The organism is Allobosea sp. P4_H5 (assembly GCF_056400825.1).
Genome location: NZ_JBFUKM010000002.1, coordinates 312,954 through 329,165, shown reverse-complemented (window position 1 = coordinate 329,165; position 16,212 = coordinate 312,954). Strand labels below are relative to the sequence as shown.

Here is a 16,212-nt window from a genome sequence, read left to right as displayed (position 1 = left end):
CGTCGCACGACAAACCATTTGTCGTCACGTCATGAGTGAGCAACACTCACGCATGGCTTCGATGTTCGCCCGCCTTCCGCCGCTGCAGACACTCCGCGCTTTCGAAGCGGCCGGACGGCTGTCGAGCATGACCCTGGCGGCGCAGGAGCTGAACCTCACGCATGGCGCGGTGAGCCGTCACGTCAAGACACTGGAAGCGCATCTGGGCGTTCCCCTGTTCGAGCGCCTGACCCGGCGGATCGTGCTGACCGAGGCGGGCGCCACGTTTCTCGCGGTCGTCGCCCGCAGCCTCGCGGAGCTGACGCGGGAGGCCGAACGCCTGCGCAACCTGAACGTCGCGACGCGCCTGACGCTGAGCACGAGCGTGTCCCTCGCCAGCAAATGGCTGGCGCCGCGCCTGCACCGGCTGATGGTCCGTTTCCCAGACTATGACGTCCATCTCGACGTGACCGACATCAATGTCGATCCTTCCGACGGGCGCATCGACGCCGCCGTGCGCTACGGCGCCGGGCAGTATCCGAACGCGGTCGCGGAACGCATCCTCGACGAGACCGTCACGCCCGTCTGCAGCCCTGCTTACGCGAGCAAGATCGGCGCCGGAGCCTCGCCAGCAGAGCTGGCGCGCTGCACACTGCTGCATGAGGACCGCATGCTGGCGAACTGGGAGCAGTGGTTCGCGCTGGCTGGCCTGGCACAGCTGCGCAGCCGCGGCCCGGCCTATAGCCATGGCAGCCTCGCAATCGAAGCGGCGCTACGCGGCGAAGGCGTGGCGCTCGGGCGCAGCATACTCGTGGCGGAGGACCTCGCGGCCGGACGCCTCGTCGCGCCCTTCCCCGAGCTGACGCTCAAAGCCGAACGCGGCTACGATCTGGTCTATCGTCCGGGCAATCAGGATCACCCGAAGGTCCGTGCAGTGCGTAACTGGCTCGCCGACGAGATCAGGCTTTTCCTGAGCAGCATCGGCCGATAGCCCGGCATCCTCGCCGGCGCGAGGATGGCCGCCGCTCGGGAGCGCCGCTCACTCGTAGCGCGCTTCCATCCGCCGATCGATCGTCAGCGCCGCCAGCGTGCAGAGCGCGCCGGAGAGCAGGTAGACGCCGACCCAGGCGAGGCCGAAGGTGCTCGACACCGTGAGCGCGACCAGCGGCGCAAAGCCCGCGCCGAGCAGCCAGGCAAGGTCGGAGGTCAGGGCGGCGCCGGTGTAGCGGTATTGCTGGCCGAAGCTCGAGGCGACCGCGCCGGCCGTCTGGCCATAGGAGAGGCCGAGCAGCCCGAAACCGATGATCACATAGATCGTCTGCCCGGCCTGGCTGTCGCCGAAGAGCAGCGGCGCGATGATGCTGGACAGGCTGAACAGGCCGATCATCGCGCCGGACAGCAGCAGCGTGTTGCGGCGCCCGATCTGGTCGGCGATCAGGCCGGAGGTGACGATCGCCCCGGCACCGACGACGCCGCCGGCGGCCTGCACCAGCAGGAATTCCGAGACCGAACGACTGGTGAAGAGGTTGATCCAGCTGACCGGGAAGATGGTGACGAGATGGAAGAGCGCGAAGCTCGCCAGCGGCACGAAGGCGCCGAGGATGAGCGTGCTGCCATGGACGCGGACGAGTTCGGAGACCCGCACCGGCACGAGCTCGCGCGTTGTCATCAGCTCCGCGAATTCATGGGTCGCGACCATGCGCAAGCGGGCGAACAACGCGACGACGTTGATCGTCAGGGCGACGAAGAAGGGATAGCGCCAGCCCCAGCCGAGGAAATCCTCCTTCGAGAGCGCGCCCTCGAAATAGGCGAAGAGCCCGGCGGCGAGGATGAAGCCGAAGGGGGCGCCGAGCTGCGGCAGCATGGTGTACCAGCCACGCCGATTGGCGGGGGCATTCAGCGCCAGCAACGAGGACAGGCCGTCCCAGGCGCCGCCGAGCGCAATGCCCTGCAGCAGGCGGAAGGCGGCGAGGATGACGCAGGACCAGATGCCGATCGTCTGGTAGCCCGGCAGGAAGGCGATGGCCGCGGTCGAGCCGCCGAGCAGGAAGAGAGCTGCGGTGAGCTTGGTCGTCCGGCCGTAATTGCGGTCGATCGCGAAGAACAGCACCGAGCCGAGCGGGCGCGTCACGAAGGCGAGCGCGAAGATGCCGAACGCGTAGAGCGTGCCGGTGAGTCGGTCGACGAACGGGAAGACGAGCTCGGGGAAGACCAGCACGCAGCCGAGGCCGAAGACGAAGAAGTCGAAATATTCCGAGGTTCGCCCGATGATGACGCCGAGCGCGATATCGGCCGGGCTGACGTGGTCACGCCCGTGATCTTCCGCCGGAAGGGCCGATGGCTGGATCGTCGCGTCAGCGCTCATGACCGCGAATTCCTAAGCTGGCGGCCGCCCGGAGAGACCGGACTTGCCCGCACCTCTGACAAATGGATACGGTGGATAGAAGCAACACGTCAAACTGCCGCAATGGGACAGATTGTCTTATGTGCGGCGCGAAAGAATGGACCTAGAGAACGTCAGTTCCCGGAACGGGGAGGCCTCGACTCTCTTGCGGATCTTTCGAACCATAGCGGTTCTGCCGCTTTTCGCGCTGCTCGGCGGCTGCCAATGGGTGTTGCTCGCGCCATCAGGCGATGTTGCGCTGCAGCAACGAAACCTGCTGCTGGCCTCCACCGCGCTGATGCTGCTCGTCATCGTCCCGGTGATGGCCCTGACGATCTTCTTCGCCTGGCGCTACCGCGCCTCGGCCAGGGCCGCCTATAATCCGGACTGGAACCATTCGCTGCCGCTCGAGGTGGTGATCTGGTCGGTGCCGCTGCTGATCATCATCGTCATTGGCGCGATGACCTGGATGGGCACGCATTTGCTCGATCCCTACCGGCCGCTCAACCGCATCGCCGCCGGCAAGCCGATCGTCGAGGCGCGGGCGGGCAGCGCCGCGATCAGGAAGCAGCCGCTGGTGATCCAGGTCGTGGCGCTCGACTGGAAATGGCTGTTCATCTACCCGGCGCAGGGCGTCGCCTCGCTCAACGAGGTGGTGGCGCCGATCGATCAGCCGATCGAATTCCGCATAACCTCGTCCGCGGTGATGAACTCGCTGTTCATTCCGGCACTGGCCGGCCAGATCTACGCCATGCCGGGCATGCAGACCAAGCTCAACGCGGTGATCAACCATCCCGGCGAGTTCGAGGGCTTCTCCGCCAATTACAGCGGCGCCGGCTTCTCCGACATGCGCTTCCGCTTCCGCGGCGTCGATGACGCGGCCTTCGGCGAGTGGGTGCAGGGCGCGATCCGGGGCGGCAGCACGCTCGGGCGCGACGAATATCTCGTGCTGGAGCGGCCGAGCGAGCGCGAGCCGGTCCGCTATTTCCGCGACGTCCCGTCCGATCTCTTCACGGCCGTCCTCAACATGTGCGTCGACCGCGCCAAGATGTGCACGCGCGACATGATGGCGATGGACGCCAAGGGCGGCGGCGGCAAGGAGGGTATCCATACCGTCGCAGCCCTCGAATACGACAAGAACGTGCGCCGCGGCGGACAGCCGCTGCCGCCACGTCCGTTCGTCATGGCGATCTGCACGCCGACCGATGTCTATGGCGCCGCGGGCCTGTCAGCCCGCGCCGTCAACTAACCTGACCTGCGCCGGCGAGCCGAGGGAAGCATGACCTCCTATCCCGACTGGTGGAAGCTCATCTTCGGACGCTTCACCTTAGAGGCGATCCCCTATCACGAGCCGATCCTGATCGGGACCTTCGCCGCCGTCCTGCTCGGCGGGCTCGTGCTGCTGGCGCTGATCACCCGCTACAAGCTCTGGGGCTATCTCTGGCACGAGTGGTTCACCAGCGTGGACCACAAGAAGATCGGGATCATGTACATGATCCTCGGCGTCGTCATGCTGCTGCGCGGCTTCGCCGACGCGCTGATGATGCGCGGCCAGCAGGCGATCGCCTTCGCCGGCAACGAAGGCTATCTGCCGCCGCACCATTACGACCAGATCTTCACCGCCCATGGCGTGATCATGATCTTCTTCGTGGCGATGCCGTTCGTCACCGGGCTGATGAACTATGTCGTGCCGCTGCAGATCGGCGCGCGCGACGTCGCCTTCCCCTTCCTCAACAATTTCAGTTTCTGGATGACGGTCGGCGGCGCCGTGCTGATCATGGCCTCGCTCTTCATCGGCGAGTTCGCCAAGGTCGGCTGGCTCGCCTATCCGCCGCTGTCGGGAGCCGCCTACTCGCCCGGGGTAGGCATGGACTACTATCTCTGGGGCCTGCAGATCGCGGGCATCGGCACGACCTTGTCGGGCGTCAACCTGATCGCGACCATCGTCAAGATGCGCGCGCCCGGCATGGACATGATGAAGATGCCGGTCTTCACCTGGACGTCGCTGTGCACCAACGTGCTGATCGTCGCGACCTTCCCGATCCTGGCGGCGACGCTCGCCCTGCTGACGCTCGACCGCTATGTCGGCACCAACTTCTTCACGAACGATCTCGGCGGCAACCCGATGATGTACGTGAACCTGATCTGGATCTGGGGTCACCCGGAGGTCTACATCCTGATCCTGCCGATCTTCGGCGTCTATTCCGAGGTCGCCTCGGCCTTCTGCGGCAAGCGCCTCTTCGGCTACGCCTCGATGGTCTATGCGACGGTGGTGATCACCATCCTGTCCTACCTGGTCTGGCTGCACCACTTCTTCACGATGGGCTCGGGCGCCAGCGTGAACTCCTTCTTCGGCATCACGACGATGATCATCTCGATCCCGACGGGCGCGAAGATCTTCAACTGGCTGTTCACGATGTATCGTGGCCGCATCCGCTTCGAGCTGCCGATGATGTGGCTGCTCGCCTTCATGATCACCTTCGTCATTGGCGGCATGACCGGCGTGATGCTGGCAGTGCCGCCCGCCGATTTCGTGCTGCACAACAGCCTGTTCCTGATCGCCCATTTCCACAACGTCATCATCGGCGGCGTGGTCTTCGGCGTCTTCGCCGGCATCGCCTACTGGTTCCCCAAGGCCTTCGGCTTCAAGCTCGACCGGTTCTGGGGCGTTCTCTCCTTCTGGTTCTGGGTGATCGGCTTCTACGTCGCCTTCATGCCGCTCTACATCCTCGGCCTGATGGGTGTGACGCGCCGTCTCAGCCGCTTCGAGGACCCCTCGCTGCAGATCTGGTTCGTGATCGCGGCAGTCGGCGCAGTGCTGATCGCGCTCGGCATCGCCTGCTTCCTGATCCAGATCGGCGTCAGCATCCTGCGCCGCGAGCAATTGCGCGACACGACCGGCGATCCCTGGGACGGGCGCACGCTGGAATGGTCGACCTCCTCGCCGCCGCCGGCCTACAACTTCGCCTTCACGCCGATCGTGCACGACCTCGACGCCTGGGCCGACATGAAGAAGCGCGGCTATGCACGTCCGCTCGCCGGCTTCCGGCCGATCCACATGCCCAGGAACACCGGCGCTGGCATCATCATCGCCGGGCTGGCGACGATCTGCGGCTTCGCCCTGATCTGGTACATCTGGTGGCTGGCGGCGCTCTCCTTCGTCGCCGTGCTCGCAACCGTGATCACCCACACCTTCAACTACGACCGTGACTTCCACATCCCCGCCGACGAGGTGGTGCAGGCGGAAGATGCGCGCACGCAACTGCTCGGCCGGGCCTGAGGGGCGGATGATGGCTAAGGCGACAGCGCAGGCCGCAGGCACCGCCCCGGCGTTCTACGTCACCGAGGAGGAGCACGCTCACCCCGGCGGCTCGACCATGCTGGGTTTCTGGCTCTACCTGATGAGCGACTGCCTGGTCTTCGCAGTCCTCTTTGCGACCTATGGCGTGCTCGGGCGCAATTATGCTGCAGGGCCGTCCGGCGCCGACCTGTTCGACCTGAAGCTGGTGGCGGTCAACACCGCCATGCTGCTGTTCTCCTCGATCACCTATGGCTTTGCCATGCTGGCGATGGACAAGGGCCGGCAGGCGGCGGTGCAGGGCTGGCTCGTGGTCACCGCGCTGTTCGGCCTCGCCTTCCTCGGCATCGAGCTCTACGAGTTCGCCCACCTCATCCATGAGGGCGCGACGCCGATGCGCAGCGCCTTTCTCTCCTCCTTCTTCACCCTGGTCGGCACGCACGGGCTGCACGTCACCTTCGGCCTGATCTGGCTCACCGTGCTGATGACGCAGGTCTCGAAGCACGGGCTTATCGAGGCCAATCGGCGCCGGCTGATGTGCCTCAGCATGTTCTGGCACTTCCTCGACGTCGTCTGGATCGGCGTCTTCACCTTCGTCTACCTGATGGGCGTGCTGAAATGAGCCAGAACCAGGCCGAGGCCCAGGGCGGCCACCACGACGCCCATCATGACGAGCATGACTCCCATGGCGCGGCGCATGGCAGCCTGCGCGGCTACGTCACCGGCTTTCTGCTCTCGGTCGTCCTGACCGCGATCCCGTTCTGGCTCGTCATGAACGACGTGCTCGGCAATTCGACGCTGACGGCAATCGTGATCATGCTCTTCGCCGCCGCGCAGATCGTCGTGCACATGGTCTATTTCCTGCACATGAACGGCCGCTCGGAGGGCGGCTGGACCATGCTGGCGCTGATCTTCACGATCATCGTCGTCGCGATCGCCCTCGCCGGCTCGCTCTGGGTGATGTTCCATCTCAACGCCAACATGATGCCCGACATGCACAGGATGTGAGGCCCGGCCCATGTCGGCTGGCGCGGAGCGGCGGCGCAGCGGCGGCGCCCAGGCGATCTTCGTCGCCGGGCTCTGCCTCACCACGCTGGTTTGCGCCGGGCTCGGCATCTGGCAGCTCCAGCGGCGGAGCTGGAAGCTCGACCTGATCGCCCGCGTCGAGGACCGCCTCCGGGCAGCGTCCGTCGCCGCACCCGGCCCGGCGGACTGGCCCGCGATCACCGCCCAGGCGGACGAATATCGCCGCGTCACCCTGCAGGGTCGCTATCTCGACGCAGCCGAGACACTGACCATGGCGGTGACCGAGCGCGGCCCCGGCTTCTGGGTGCTGGCGCCGTTCCGGGCCGATTCCGGCTTCACCATCCTCGTCAATCGCGGCTTCGTGCCGGAGGACAGGCGTGCCCCCGAGGAACGCCGCAAGACGGCCGGAGGCGAGATCAGACTGGTCGGGCTGCTCAGGCCGAGCGAGCCGGACGGCGGCTTCCTGCGCGCCAACGACCCCAAGGCCGGCCGCTGGTATTCGCGCGACGTCGCCGCGATCGCGCTGGCGCGGCAGCTCGGCCCGGTCGCCCCCTATTTCGTCGATGCCGACGCCACCGCCGAGCCCGGCCCGTTGCCGCAGGGCGGCATGACGCAGATCGCCTTCCGCAACACCCATCTCGTCTATGCGCTGACCTGGTTCTGCCTCGCTTTGATGAGCGCCGGAGCCATGGCCTATCTGCTCAGGACCAGATCGGACGAGGCCCAGGCGGACTGACAAGCGGCAGGACGAGCGCGTACGATAGGGGGAAAGGCCTTCGCTTGGCCGAATCCGCTCGCACATGCCAAGACACTCAGATCAAGACGTGCGTGGCGCTGCAGCTGGGAGCGCCGGGAACAGGACGATGCGCCACGTGACCAGCCTGATCGATCGCATGCGGCATGAGGCGCCCGAGATGAACCGGGCCGAGCGCAGCGTCGCCGAGATCATCCTGGCGGATATCGACGGCGCGACCCGGATCAGCACCAAGGACCTTTCCACCCAGGCGCAGGTCAGCGAGCCGACCGTGGTGCGCTTCGCCCGCCGCATGGGCTGCGATGGCTTCACCGACTTCAAGATCCGCCTGGCGCAGGAATATGCGATCGGCCGGATGTATCTCGCCGCCGAACGCCAGCAGCCGGCCGACACCGGCAACGAGGTCGCCGAGCACGTCTATAATGCGACCATCCAGGCACTGGCGATGGCCTTCAGCCAGCATGATCCGCAGGCGATCGAAGCGGCCGTCGATGTGCTCGACAAGGCCCGCCGCGTCTTCTGCTTTGGCGTTGGCGGCAGCTCGGCCAATGTCGCGACCGAGGCGGAAAACCGGCTGTTCCGTCTCGATGTCGCGGCATCCTCGACGGCCGACCCCTATCAGCAGCGTGTCATGGCCGCGACCTGCGGCCCGGAGGACGTCCTCCTGATCTTCTCGGTCACCGGCAAGCCGCGCTCGCTGCTCGACAGCGCCGAGATCGCCCGCAGCCAGGGGGCTGGCGTCATAGCCGTCACCCATCCCCCGAGCCCGCTCGCCGAGCTTGCCAGCGTGCTGGTGCCGCTGGAAGCTTTCGACGAGGAGAAGTTCTTCTACATGCCCAATCGCGGCCGCTACGGGCAGCTCTTCCTGCTCGACTGCATGGCGACGCTCCTGGGCGCGCGCCGCATGAAGATCGTCTCGAAGAAGCTTTGGCGCGCCCGCGCCACCCTGATCGCTCTGCACGGCAGCACCGAAGGGCAGCCGATCGGCGATTGATCGGCTCGATTTAGTAGTTTTGCTACATTTTGTCGCCCATGCGTAGATCGACAACGACTGTCGACAGCGCGCAGGCTGCGCAGCCCTGACTACTACTAGCAATATCAAATGATTATAACAGAACTCGCGCGAGTGTGCCGGCCTCGCCGCGGCGAGGCCGCGTCTGCCGCCTCGCCTCCCTCCAACCAGGGCGACACGGGCGAATACCAGGGCTCCGCCTTCTTGATTGACAATAAATGTAATTTAGCTACATAGCCGAGCGCTGCGCCATGCGCCAACGACCAGAAGACGAGACGAGCCATGCAATCTGCCGACGGAACGATCGTTTCCTTCCAGTTTGACGAGGTCGTGGTTCCCGCCCACCCCGGCGTGATCAACTCGGACAGCCTGGCCAAGCCGCTTCACATGCTGCCTGTCGGCGGCAAGGCGAGCTGGAGCGTGCAGTTCGACGAATTGCCCAAGCTCATCGTCCGGATGACGCTGAAGAACGGCGTTGTCGGCATCGGCGAGTTCTACCGCGATCATGAATGGCCGCGCATCGAGGCGATCTGCGCCAACCTGCTCGGCCAGTCGGTCTTCGACCTCTCGCTCCAGGACCTGCCACTGCCGCTCTGCCGCGAATATGACGGCTTCGAATGCGTGATCTGGGACGCCTACGCCAAGACGCTCGGCGTGCCGATGCACCGCCTGCTCGGCGGCGCCATCCGCGACCACGTCAATGTCAGCGCCTGGTCGAGCCATCGCACCCAGGACGAGGTCGGCCCTTGGGTGAAGCGCTATTTCGAGCAGGGCTACAAGGTCATCAAGTTCAAATGCGACCTTGAGGACGACGTCGCCGGCTGGTGCGCGCGCATCAAGGAATACGCGCCCGGCATGAAGGTGATCTTCGATCCCAACCAGCGCTGGGAGAATTCCGGCAATGCCCGCCCGATCATCCGGGAGCTGGAGAAGGTCGGCAACGTCCTCCTGTTGGAAGACCCGCTGCCGCGCTGGATGCTGCAGGACTTCGCGGAACTCCGCCGCTTCTCCTCGATCCCGATCGCGCTGCACGTCTCCCTGCCTTACGTCTATCAGGGCCAGCGTCCGCATGACGCGATCAACGCCATCGCCCATGGCGCGGTCGACGGCTTCAACTTCAATTGCGGCCTCGCCAAGTTCCAGACGCTCGACCACATCGCCTCGACCGCCGGCGTTTATTGCTGGCACGGCTCGGAGGTCGATCTCGGCATCCTCGAGGCGATGTATGTGCATCAGGCCGCGGCGGCGAAGAGCTGCGTCTGGCCGAGCGACATCTTCGGCCGGATGATCCGCAGCCACGATCTGCTCGTGAGGCCGCTCGCCTTCGAGCCGCCGCATGTGCGCATCCCCGACGAGGGGCCAGGCCTCGGCATCACCCTCGACGAAGCCGCCATCGCCCGCTTCCGCGTCGGCGGCCGCACCATCTCCTGAACAGCGAGCTCAGTTCCATGCGTTGGGAAACCCTGACGACCAATGAGGTCGCCGCGCTCGATCGCGACATCCCGGTCGTGCTGAACGTCGCCGCGATCGAGCAGCACGGCCCGCATCTGCCGCTGGAGACCGACGCGGTCATCGGCGACCACTTCCTGCAGGCGCTGGAGCAGAAGCTGGGCGAGCAGGTGCTGATCCTCCCGCAGGTCAAGATCTGCTGCTCCGAGCACCATATGGATTTCGCCGGCACGCTCAGCGTCCGCCACGAGACCTTCCTGGCCTATGTCGGCGATATCCTCGAAAGCGTCGTGCGCCACGGCTTCCGCAACATCATCCTGTTCAACAGCCATGGCGGCAACCAGGCGATCGGCCAGGTGCTGCTCGAAACCTTCGGGACGAAGCACCGCGACTGCCGCGTCGCCTTCCTGACCTGGTGGCGGCTGGCCGCGAAGGAGCTCGGCGCGATCCGGCAGAGCGCCTTCGCCGGCGTCAACCACGCCTGCGAGTTCGAGACCTCGCTGATGCTGCTCGGCGCGCCCGCGAGCGTCCGCACCGCGCTGGTGTCCGGCATGAGCTATGTCGAGACCCATGACTGGGCCAATGCCGACATGATCCTGCCGGCCCGCGGCGCCCTCTTCCGCTCGATGCACGAGATGTCCGGCGGCACCGGGGTCGTCGGCGACCCGTCCTTGGCCACCCGCGAGAAGGGGCAGGCCATCACCGCCACCGTGACCGCGCAGCTGGCCCATGTGGTGGAGACGATCCGCCAGCGCTGACGAAAGCCGCGCACCGAATTCAAAAACGACAGGCAAAAAACGACAGGGAGGGACGACAGATGTTGCAGAAATTGACCCGGATCGGGGCGGCGGCGCTCGCCGCTGCGGCACTGAGCGCCGGCGCGCCGGCTCTCGCCCAGCAGAAGGGCGGCGCGATCAACGTCGCCACGATCGGTGAGCCCAACACGCTCGACCCGATGGTTGCCGCCGGCGACCTCTTGGGCATGATCACCCAGCATTTCTACGAGACGCTCTACACCTTCGACAAGAACTGGGCGCTGACGCCGCTGCTGGCCGAGACGCTTCCGCAGATCAGCGACGGCGGCAAGGTCTACACCATCCCGCTGCGCCAGGGCGTCACCTTCCATAACGGCAAGGCGATGACCGCGCAGGACGTCGTCGCCTCGCTGAAGCGCTGGACCGAACTGGCCTCGCGCGGCAAGCTCGTCGCCGACAACATCGCCGCGATCGAGGCTTCTGACGAGAAGACGGTCAAGATCACGCTGAAGGCCCCCTTCGCGCCTCTGACCGCGCTGCTCGCCTTCAACAACTCGGCCGCGGTGATCATGCCGGCCGACAAGATGGAGAACCCGATCAAGGAGGTGATCGGCACCGGGCCCTACCAGCTCAAGGAGCGCAAGCCCGACCAGTACATCCAGCTGACCCGCTTCGACGGCTACAAGCAGCGCCAGGGCGAGTCCGACGGCTTCGGCGGCGCGCGCAAGCAGTATCTCGACGAGATCCGCTTCGTGCCGGTGCCTGACGCCAACACCCGTGTCGAGGGCGCCCTCGCCGGCCAGTTCGACTTCGCCGACCTGATTCCGGTCGAAGCGTTCGACCGGCTGAAGGGCCAGGCCAAGACCGAGCCGGTGCTGATGCAGGGCTTCGGCTGGCCGATGTTCATCATGAACAACAAGCAGGGCATGATGACGTCGAAGGACATGCGCAAGGCTGTCCAGACGGCGCTCAACGCCGAGGACATGCTGGCCGCGGCCTTCGGCAAGCCCGAATTCTACAAGCTCGACGGCGCCATGTATCCGGAGGGCTATGCCTGGCGCAGCGACGCCGGCATCAAGGCCTACAACCAGGGCGACGCCGACAAGGCCAAGGCACTGGCCAAGACCGCCAAATATGACGGCGCGCCGATCCGCATCCTGACCAGCCGGCAATACGAATTCCACTACAAGATGGCGCAGGTCGCGGCCGAGTACCTCAAGGCCGCCGGCCTCAAGGTCGATCTCCAGGTCGTCGACTGGGCGACGCTGGTGCAGCGCCGGGCCGAGCCGGCCCTGTGGGACATCTTCATCACCCACAGCCCGTTCCTGGCCGAGCCGGCCCTGATCGCACCGCTGCCGGACAGCTATCCCGGCTGGTGGGCGAGCGAAGCCAAGAACAAGCTGCTCTCGGCCCTCAACGCCGAGTCCGACGAGAAGAAGCGCGTCGCGATCTTCGCCGACCTGCAGAAGCTGATCTTCGACGAGGCGCCCTTCTACAAGGTCGGTGACTTCGCTGCCCTCAGCGCCAAGGCCCCGCGCCTCGCCGGCTACACGGTGTCGCCCTGGCCGTATTTCTGGAACGCCTCGCTCAAGCCCTGAGCGGCTGACGCGGCCGCCAGGCCGCACGCGAAATACCCGTGGCCGCGCCAAGCACGCCGCCACGGGCAAGCGACGAACGCTTCAAGAAACACGAAAAAGGGGGGCAGGCGATGACGCGATATGTGATGCAGCGCATCCTCGGCATGCTGGCGGTGATGTTCACCGTCGTGACGATCGTCTTCGTCATTGTCCGCGTCGCGCCGGGCGATCCCGCGGCCGTCATGCTCGGCCCCGACGCGACGGCGGCCGACATCGCCGGCCTGCGCACTCGGCTCGGGCTAGATCAGTCGCTGCCGACGCAATACGTGCTCTTCCTCGGCCAGCTGCTGCGCGGCGATCTCGGCCAGTCGATCTTCCTGAACATGCCCGTGCTCAGCGCCCTCGCCGAGCGAGCCGAGCCGACCTTCTTCCTGACCCTGTTCTCGATCCTGATCGCCAGCGCGATCGCGCTGCCGGTCGGCATTCTCTCGGCCTACAAGCGCGGCACGCTGTTCGACCAGGTCGCGACCACCTTCGCCATGTTCGCCGCAAGCATTCCGAGCTTCTGGCTCGGCCTGATCCTGATCCAGGTCTTCGCCGTGCGCTATGGCTGGATGCCGGCCTCCGGCTATGGCGGCCCCAACGCCTCCTTCCTCGAGCGGCTCAGGCATCTCGTCCTGCCGGCGCTGGCGCTCGGCATCGTCTCCTCGGCGCTGATCACCCGCTTCACCCGCGCCTCGATGCTCGACGTGCTCAACGACGACTATGTCCGCACCGCCCGCTCCAAGGGCATGGGCGAGTGGGGCGTGGTGATGAAGCACGCCTTCAAGAACGCGCTGATCCCGGTGCTGACCGTGATCGGTCTCACCGCGGCGCTGCTGATCTCCGGCGCCGTGGTCACGGAGACGGTGTTCAGCCTCCCCGGCATCGGCAATCTCGTCGTCTCCGCCGTGCTGCGCCGCGACTATCCGGTCATCCAGGGCGCGCTGCTGGTGATCGCCGCCCTCTATGTGCTGATCAACTTCCTGATCGACATGCTCTATCTCGCGATCGATCCAAGGGTGCGCTACTGATGGCCGCCTCCTCCGCTCCCGCCGGCCGCCCACGGCTCGCCAGCCTGATCCTGCAGCGCAAGACGCTGCTGATCGGCCTCATCGTCCTCACCATCATCGCGCTGCTGGCGATCCTCGCGCCGCTGATCGCGCCCTATTCGCCGAGCCGGCTCTCGGTGGTCAATCGCCTGAAGCCGCCGAGCGAGCGCTGGTTCTTCGGCACCGACGAGTTCGGCCGCGACATCTTCAGCCGCACCATCTATGCCGGCCAGCTCTCGCTGCTGGTCGGCGCGGCAGCGACGGTGCTCGCCGCGGTGCTCGGCATCACGCTCGGCCTGATGGCCGGCTTCTTCCGCCGGTTCGACGGCGTCATCGCCCGCATCATCGACGCGATGATGGCCTTCCCCGACATCCTGCTGGCGATCTCGCTGGTGGCGGCGCTCGGCCCCTCGCTCGCGACCGTCATCGTCGCGCTCGGCATCGTCTATGCGCCGCGTCTCGCCCGTATCGTGCGCGCCTCGACGCTGATCATCCGCGAGCTGCCCTATGTCGAGGCGGCGCGGGCGCTCGGCGTGCCGACCTGGCGGATCATGACGCGCCATGTCCTGCGCAACCTGGTCTCGCCGATCCTGGTCCAGGCCACCTTCATCTTCGCTTACGCGATGCTGGCGGAGGCGAGCCTGTCCTTCCTCGGCGTCGGCGTCAGCCCGGAAATCCCGACCTGGGGCACGATGATCGCCGGCGGCCGCCAGTACATCGGCCAGGCCGACTGGATGATGCTCTTCCCCAGCGCCGCGATCGTACTGACCGTGCTCTCGCTGCAGCTCGTCGGCGACGGCCTGCGCGACCTGCTCGATCCGCGCCTGCGAAAGGATCTGTGACGATGGCGACCATGGAACAAGCCGTCGTCGCCGCGCCGCGCGCCGACGACGACATCCTGCTCAAGGTCGAGGACCTGCAGACCCACTTCCTGATCGGATCGAGCGCGATCAAGTCGGTCGACGGCGTCAGCTTCTCGCTGCGCCGCGGCCAGACGCTGGCCGTGGTCGGCGAATCCGGCTCCGGCAAGTCGGTGACCAGCCTCACCATCATGCGGCTGCTCGCCGATCCCGGCCGCATCGTCGGCGGGCGCATCCTCTACCGCCTGCGCAGCGGCGAGACCGTCGACCTCGCGCAAATTCCGGAGAAGCGCATGCGCGCCATCCGCGGCAGCGAGATCGCCATGATCTTCCAGGAGCCGATGACGAGCCTCAACCCGCTCTTCACCGTCGGCGACCAGATCATGGAGATGATCCTGCTGCACGAGACGATGTCGCGCAGCCAAGCGCGGGCGCGGGCCAAACAGATGCTCGAGCTGGTCGAGATACCCGCGGCCGAGCGGCGCCTCGCGCAGTATCCGCACGAGATGTCCGGCGGCATGCGCCAGCGCGTGATGATCGCGCTGGCCTTGTCCTGCAATCCCTCGCTGCTGATCGCCGACGAGCCGACCACGGCGCTCGACGTCACCATCCAGGCGCAGATCCTCGACCTCTTGCGCCGGCTCCAGGCCGAGATCGGCATGAGCATCCTGTTCATCACCCATAATCTCGGTGTCGTCGCCGAGATCGCCCATGAGGTCGCGGTGATGTATGCCGGGCGCGTCGTCGAGCAGGGGCCGGTCGGCGGCCTATTTGCGCGCCAGCGCCATCCCTATACGCGCGGCCTGCTCGCCTGCATCCCCGATGCTCGCCGCGACCGCATCCCCGGCCAAGGCCGGGCCCTGCTCAACGCCATCCCCGGCAATGTCCCGAGCCTGCTGGCCCTGCCGCCCGGCTGCTCCTATGCGCCGCGCTGCCCGCTGGTCGAGGAGCGCTGCACCAAGGACGCTCCGCCGCTGATCGACGTCGCGGCCGCCCATCTCACCCGCTGCTGGAGGCATGACGCGCTGTGACCGCTGCAAGCAATGTCCCGGCGGAAGCTCCCCTGCTCTCCGTCCGCAATCTCCAGAAGGTCTTCTCGACACGCGGCGGCGATGTCCGCGCCGTCTCGGACGTATCCTTCGAGGTCCGCCGCGGCAGCATCGTCGGTATCGTCGGCGAATCCGGCTCGGGCAAGACCACGGTCGGGCGCTGCATCTTGCGCCTGGTCGAGCCCTCCGGCGGCGAGGCGGTCTTCGACGGCGTTGACCTGTTCGGCCTGCCGGAGAAGGCTCTGCGCGGCTATCGCCGCCGCCTGCAGATCATCTTCCAGGACCCCTATTCCAGCCTCAACCCGCGCATGCGCGTCGGCGACATCATCGGCGAAGCCATCGACACGCATGGCCTCGCCAAAGGCAAGGCCCGCGAGGCACGTATCGCCGAACTGCTCGGCCGGGTCGGGCTCAACCCCGACCATGCCAGGCGCTATCCGCACGAGTTCTCCGGCGGCCAGCGCCAGCGCATCGGCATCGCCCGGGCGCTCGCGGTCGAGCCGGAACTGATCATCGCCGACGAGCCGGTCTCGGCGCTCGACGTCTCCGTCCAGGCTCAGGTGCTCAACCTGATCCAGGAGCTGCAGCGCGAGCTCAGCCTGACCATGGTCTTCATCAGCCATGACCTCTCGGTGGTCGAGTATCTCTGTGACGACATCGTCGTGCTCTATCTCGGCCGGATCATGGAGAAGGGCCCGGCGCAGGAGGTCTACGCCAATCCGCGCCACCCCTACACCAAGGTGCTGCTCTCGGCCGCGCCGGTGCCCGATCCGAGCGTCAGGCGCGAGCGCGTGATCCTGAAGGGCGACATTCCGAGCCCGCTGAACCCGCCTTCCGGCTGCGTCTTTCGCACGCGCTGCCCGCATGTCATCGACGCCTGCGCCAGTGCGGTGCCTGACATCGAGGAGGTCGGCCCCGGCCACAGCGTCGCCTGCATCCGCCAGAAGGAACTCGCCGGCACGGTGGCGTAAGCGAGGCC

15 protein-coding genes are annotated in these 16,212 nt (G+C 66.4%); 14 read left to right on the top strand and 1 reads right to left on the bottom strand.

Annotated elements, in window-relative coordinates; genetic code table 11:
- Positions 1-31 precede the first annotated feature (31 nt).
- On the top strand, positions 32-970 hold the full coding sequence (gene gcvA / locus AC1DS0_RS05510; RefSeq protein ID WP_476813554.1) for a transcriptional regulator GcvA: 939 nt from the start codon (positions 32-34) through the stop codon (positions 968-970).
- Positions 971-1,018: 48 nt separating this feature from the next.
- Here the strand turns inward: gcvA and AC1DS0_RS05505 are convergent, their stop codons facing one another.
- Positions 1,019-2,344, bottom strand: coding sequence for an MFS transporter (locus AC1DS0_RS05505; RefSeq protein WP_476813377.1), 1,326 nt, complete (start codon positions 2,342-2,344; stop codon positions 1,019-1,021).
- A 184-nt stretch (positions 2,345-2,528) separates the two neighbouring features.
- Here AC1DS0_RS05505 and cyoA point away from each other — a divergent pair, with 184 nt between their 5' ends.
- The 13 genes from cyoA to AC1DS0_RS05440 all read left to right on the top strand — a co-directional run bounded on the left by cyoA (position 2,529) and on the right by AC1DS0_RS05440 (position 16,204).
- Positions 2,529-3,611, top strand: coding sequence for a ubiquinol oxidase subunit II (cyoA, locus tag AC1DS0_RS05500; protein ID WP_476813376.1), 1,083 nt, complete (start codon positions 2,529-2,531; stop codon positions 3,609-3,611).
- Between the two features lie 30 nt (positions 3,612-3,641).
- Positions 3,642-5,642, top strand: a complete 2,001-nt coding sequence (cyoB, locus tag AC1DS0_RS05495) for a cytochrome o ubiquinol oxidase subunit I (RefSeq protein WP_476813375.1) — start codon at positions 3,642-3,644, stop codon at positions 5,640-5,642.
- 7 nt (positions 5,643-5,649) lie between these two features.
- Positions 5,650-6,282, top strand: coding sequence for a cytochrome o ubiquinol oxidase subunit III (cyoC, locus tag AC1DS0_RS05490; RefSeq protein WP_476813553.1), 633 nt, complete (start codon positions 5,650-5,652; stop codon positions 6,280-6,282).
- The gene (cyoD, locus tag AC1DS0_RS05485; protein WP_476813374.1) at positions 6,279-6,668 is read left to right on the top strand and encodes a cytochrome o ubiquinol oxidase subunit IV; all 390 of its coding nucleotides are present in this window, start codon (positions 6,279-6,281) and stop codon (positions 6,666-6,668) included. The genes cyoC and cyoD overlap by 4 nt, the downstream gene beginning before the upstream one ends.
- Positions 6,669-6,678: 10 nt before the next feature.
- Positions 6,679-7,422 carry an SURF1 family protein gene (locus AC1DS0_RS05480; protein WP_476813373.1) on the top strand — a complete coding sequence of 248 codons (744 nt, stop codon included), beginning with the start codon at positions 6,679-6,681 and terminating at the stop codon, positions 7,420-7,422.
- Positions 7,423-7,549: 127 nt separating this feature from the next.
- Complete coding sequence (locus AC1DS0_RS05475; RefSeq protein WP_476813372.1) at positions 7,550-8,434, top strand: MurR/RpiR family transcriptional regulator; 885 nt, start codon at positions 7,550-7,552, stop codon at positions 8,432-8,434.
- A 300-nt stretch (positions 8,435-8,734) separates the two neighbouring features.
- Positions 8,735-9,883, top strand: a complete 1,149-nt coding sequence (locus tag AC1DS0_RS05470; RefSeq protein WP_476813371.1) for a mandelate racemase/muconate lactonizing enzyme family protein — start codon at positions 8,735-8,737, stop codon at positions 9,881-9,883.
- A 17-nt stretch (positions 9,884-9,900) separates the two neighbouring features.
- Positions 9,901-10,659: a creatininase family protein gene (locus tag AC1DS0_RS05465; RefSeq protein ID WP_476813370.1), complete on the top strand. Its 759-nt coding sequence runs from the start codon at positions 9,901-9,903 to the stop codon at positions 10,657-10,659.
- Positions 10,660-10,730: 71 nt separating this feature from the next.
- On the top strand, positions 10,731-12,254 hold the full coding sequence (locus AC1DS0_RS05460) for an ABC transporter substrate-binding protein (RefSeq protein WP_476813552.1): 1,524 nt from the start codon (positions 10,731-10,733) through the stop codon (positions 12,252-12,254).
- 110 nt (positions 12,255-12,364) lie between these two features.
- A complete protein-coding gene (locus AC1DS0_RS05455) occupies positions 12,365-13,306 on the top strand; it encodes an ABC transporter permease (protein WP_476813369.1) in 942 nt (313 codons plus the stop codon).
- Complete coding sequence (locus AC1DS0_RS05450; RefSeq protein WP_476813368.1) at positions 13,306-14,166, top strand: ABC transporter permease; 861 nt, start codon at positions 13,306-13,308, stop codon at positions 14,164-14,166. The genes AC1DS0_RS05455 and AC1DS0_RS05450 overlap by 1 nt, the downstream gene beginning before the upstream one ends.
- Positions 14,167-14,168: 2 nt before the next feature.
- Positions 14,169-15,215, top strand: a complete 1,047-nt coding sequence (locus AC1DS0_RS05445) for an ABC transporter ATP-binding protein (RefSeq protein WP_476813367.1) — start codon at positions 14,169-14,171, stop codon at positions 15,213-15,215.
- Positions 15,212-16,204, top strand: coding sequence for an ABC transporter ATP-binding protein (locus AC1DS0_RS05440; protein WP_476813366.1), 993 nt, complete (start codon positions 15,212-15,214; stop codon positions 16,202-16,204). Before AC1DS0_RS05445 ends, AC1DS0_RS05440 begins: the two co-directional genes overlap by 4 nt.
- The last annotated feature ends 8 nt before the right edge of the window (positions 16,205-16,212 follow it).